The sequence below is a fragment of the Ruminococcus sp. CAG:57 genome (assembly GCF_000435935.1).
Lineage (GTDB): Bacteria > Bacillota > Clostridia > Oscillospirales > Ruminococcaceae > Hominimerdicola > Hominimerdicola aceti.
The window spans coordinates 5,215-9,323 of record NZ_FR890688.1; the positions used below are offsets into that span (position 1 = coordinate 5,215).

The 4,109-nt window shown below is 41.4% G+C and carries 5 protein-coding genes and 1 pseudogene; all 6 read left to right on the plus strand.

The features are described from left to right. Positions 1 to 958, plus strand: a pseudogene (locus QVO88_RS01025) (signal peptidase I); the annotation flags it as partial. Between the two features lie 33 nt (positions 959 to 991). Continuing rightward, complete coding sequence (locus QVO88_RS01030) at positions 992 to 1,663, plus strand: signal peptidase I (protein ID WP_117892395.1); 672 nt, start codon at positions 992 to 994, stop codon at positions 1,661 to 1,663. Continuing rightward, positions 1,635 to 2,087, plus strand: coding sequence for a hypothetical protein (locus QVO88_RS01035; RefSeq protein ID WP_022286676.1), 453 nt, complete (start codon positions 1,635 to 1,637; stop codon positions 2,085 to 2,087). Before QVO88_RS01030 ends, QVO88_RS01035 begins: the two co-directional genes overlap by 29 nt. 18 nt (positions 2,088 to 2,105) lie before the next feature. Further along, positions 2,106 to 2,333 (plus strand): hypothetical protein, encoded by a 228-nt coding sequence (locus tag QVO88_RS01040; RefSeq protein WP_022286677.1) that lies wholly within the window; start codon positions 2,106 to 2,108, stop codon positions 2,331 to 2,333. Positions 2,334 to 2,347: 14 nt separating this feature from the next. Further along, a complete protein-coding gene (locus QVO88_RS01045; protein ID WP_022286678.1) occupies positions 2,348 to 3,298 on the plus strand; it encodes a hypothetical protein in 951 nt (316 codons plus the stop codon). A 35-nt stretch (positions 3,299 to 3,333) separates the two neighbouring features. Beyond that, the coding region (locus QVO88_RS01050) for a hypothetical protein (protein WP_288177684.1) at positions 3,334 to 4,109 on the plus strand (776 nt) is incomplete at its 3' end.

A 4,109-nucleotide genomic window follows, 5' to 3' on the forward strand; every position in this document is an offset into this window, starting at 1 on the left:
GGCTGCAGAAGCTGAAAGAAAGCGTGCCGAGCAGGAGGAACTGGAGCGTCAGCGGCGTGAGGAAGAAGAGCGCATAAGGCTGGAGCATGAGGAAGCTGAACGCAGAAGATTGGAGCTTATCCAAAAACAGCAGGCGGAGCAGGCTGCAAGAGAAAAGGCGGAGCGTGAGGAACGTGAACGCCGTGAAAAAGAGGAAGAGATCAAGCATATCGCAAGACGCAAAAGGCAAATGGAGGAGCGCCAACGCCGTGAAGAGGAGCAGCGTGTCCGTGAGGAAAGAGCTAGGATCCGAGAGGAGAAAAAGCTCGTCCGCAGCAGCCTTGGATCTGCTATGGATCAGCAGATCAGCACGAATGAAGAAGCCGTGTCTTCAAGCTTTGTGTCAGAGTATGAGTCCCCTGAGATCGCTGCAAAAAAGGCGAAAGAAGCACAACAGCAGCGTGAGCAGGAACGTCGTGAGCGTGAACGTGCTGAGCGTCTTAAAGCTGAACGTGAAAGCTTTGAAAATAAAAATATCAATGAGATATTTAAAGAATATTCCAAAAATCCATATTACATGGCAAAACGTGGCATAACATATGTTCTGGCTCACGCATTTGGGATCATACCTGTTGTGACGGATAATCCAGACTATATCAGAATGTTCAAAGTCAAGAAGGAAAAAGAACTGGCTGAGGCAGAGAGAAAACGTGCAGAGCGTGAAATTGAGATCATCTATGAAAAATATGCTCCGTATCTTAAATATGATGTAAAGAGGCGTATCAAAAACAGGCAGTTTAAAAAGAGAAAACGTCTTGAGCGAAAGAACAGACCGCCAAGACCATATATTCCGCCACAGCGCACCGCTGAGGAGCAGAAAGCTATCGACACTGAAATGAAACGACTCTATAAGGAGTATCATGTTTCAGCAGTTGGCAGAATGGCAAGGCATTTGAAAGAGAAATATAGGAAACAATAACACGGAGGGAGAGTCGTTATCATCGGCAAGGCGTTGAGGATAGTAAAAATAGCTTTGACAATACTTGGCTCTGCCGTGTTTGCGGCACTGCTGAGTGTGACGGTGTACATAATGGTCTGTGGCTGTATCGGCAAAACAGCAAGCATTTTTGGTTACAGCGTACTGAAGGTCGTGAGCGGAAGTATGGAGCCGTCTATACATGAGGGCGACTATATTTACATCAAAAGGACAGATACTGACAGCTTAAAGGCAGGGGATATCATTTCGTTCTACTCTCAAGATGATAGTATTAAAGGCGAGATAAATACTCACAGGATATCTGAGGTTTTGAGCGACGGCACTTTTGTTACTAAAGGCGATGCTAACAAAATAGAGGACAGCGTGACGGTGCAAAAAGTCAGCATTATTGGAAAATACTATGGGAAACTCAGATTTTTCAAGTGGCTTGGTTCATTTGCATCAACAAAGAAGCTCCTCATACTGTTTGTGATAATCCCAACAGTTTGCATGGCGGTGTATGAGGTAAAAACTATCGCTGAGATAAAAATATATTCAAACCGTGAGGAAGCTTTGAAAGCGGCTGAGGAAGAAAAGGAAAAGCTTATGCGCGAGGCTGTTGAAAAGGAAGTTCAGCGGCTGAAAATGCAGGAAAACGAGAAAAAGGAGGCGAACAGCTTTGAATCAGGAAAAGATAATGAAGGCTAAAATGATAACGGCTATCGTTATTTGTATTGCGGCACTTGCAGGGCTGTTCGTTTTTATCGGCCTTTATATGGACAAGTCCGAGGAAGTCAGAAAGACTTACATTGCTAAGTATATGGAAAATCTGTCTGCCGCCTCTGAGGAGATAGACACTTATCTTGAAAGCGGCAAGGATCTTCCAACGAGATATAACATGATACTTTCGGCCATGGGTGCGGCAAGGTCGCTGGTATTTCTTATCGACGATTACACTGATGAGCAGAAGGCTATAAATGAGCTTCATTATTGCTTTGTGAAGTATCCCGAACAAATGCAGGGCAAACTTGAGGACGTAAAAAAAGCACTTGACCATATCACCGAAGATCTTGACAAAGGCTATAGGGAAGTCAACGAGATAGTTGATTCGGTTGATAAAATGGGAAATTAATGCAAGGAGGACAATAACGTGAGCAGTAAAGGGCAGCTTAAAAGAGAAATAAAGAAATGCAGACTTACTATTGAGGAAATAGAGCGTAAGAGATCACGTTCACAATCAGCACTTGTTCAGGCAATTCTTTTGCAGGAAGAGCCTAACGAAATGGACGTTGAGTGGTTCAACAAATACACAGGCGAGATAACCGCTTGCAGAAACCACATGATAGAATTGCAGAAAGAGCTTGACTCGATGAAATAATGGAGGTCGCCAAAGTGGCTGAGCATAAAGTGATAGAGAAAGCAGACAGCGAGGAAGAAAAGAAGAAACGCAAACTGCTTATTATAAAAATAATACCAGTTGCAGTACTGGCATTTATACTTATTGCGGTCAGCTTGGCTTGGTTTACCATTGATAAAGCCCTTGATCTTGATTCATTTGGAATGAAAAGCGTAGATTCGCCATTTGAACTGAAAACAGTAGGCAGTGCCAATGTGCTTAAAGCTGAGATACTTGACAGCAATGACTACTCTAAGGTGTCTGATGGGAGCAACATCACTTCTGACGAGAACAACAAGATCTACTGGCTTCTTGATGAAGAAAGCGGTATGACGAAAGGTATTAATCCTGGTAGTCATGGAAAGCTTACTTTTTATGTTGTCCCGAACCAGTCGGGGGAAATGGAGATACAGTTCAAGTTGAGTATCACGGGGTATGCAGAGAATAAAAACGAAGACGCTGTTTCTTATGAAAAGATTACTGAAGAAGAAGTAACTAGATTTATGAATGGACATATCATGTTTTTTGAGAAATATGATGAGAACAATCACACATATTCCGATTTTCTTCATGATGAAACATTCACAAGGACGCTTAAAGATTGTAAAGTAGGCGTTCCGCAGGAAGTGAACGTATATTGGGTGTGGCCGAACACGCTTGGTCAGATACTAATGAAAAGCACAGATGAAAATCTGACAGAGAAAAATGTGCTGTTTGATGATGACAGTAAAGAACGTTTGAATTTTGCGGAATATATGAAGGGTAATTTAAGCTTGTTCTTGTCAGGTGATGCTGATAAAGAACAAAATAAAAAGGCTATTGAGAATATACTTAATGGTGATAAATACAGCACAGCACAGTTATCATCACTAAGCTCCATGTATAATGACGCTGACGAAAAGATAGGTACAAAGGTGCAATATATCCTTGTTGAACTAAACGTATAGATAAGAATATTAACTTTGCACGGAGGCAGTTGAAAGTGAAAGCTAATAGAAATCAGAAAATTAATAGAATATGCCACAAGCTTTACAGCAAGTATCGCAAGAATGTTATTTCTTTAGTTACCGCTGCCGTATTGCTTGTCACGAGTATGCCGCTTGCAGACATTTCAGGTGTTGTGTCTAAAATGGTATCAACTGTCACCAATGCTATTACGGCTATGGCGGCAGATACATATACTGACATTTCTAATGATATCAAAAATGGCGTTTTTACGATACAGAATGCAGACGATTTTAAAAAGCTTCTTAATGCAGACCCTGCTGACTATCAGAAAATCACAATATTGTTTTCAAACAACCAATCTCAGTTTAAGGCTTCTGATTTTACAGGAATAGAAAAAGGACTAGGCAATGAAGAATATCCTTTCATGGGAACAGTCAAAGCTAATGAGGGCTCAGCTATTAATCTTCCTATTAATTTTGCTCTGTTTGAATATCTTAGTGACAGTGCAAATTTAGATACTATTATTTTTGCTAGACCGGAAGACAAAAATTCAGCTTTGCTTGCTGAGAATGTTATACACGGTGATGTGGCTTCAGCTAATAAGTGGAAAATAAAAGCTGATCCTGTAGATGATTCAGGTGCTACAATTTATAAATCCTTCACGTCTGCTATAGGCAATATGAAAAATGGAGCAAAGGTCGATCTGGATATCACTCTAAGTAATGATGTCAAGGTGGAAGTATCAGGTGGGGATAATGCAGGCCTTGCTTGCGGCACTATGGACGAAAACACAAGTCTTGCTGTAAGCCT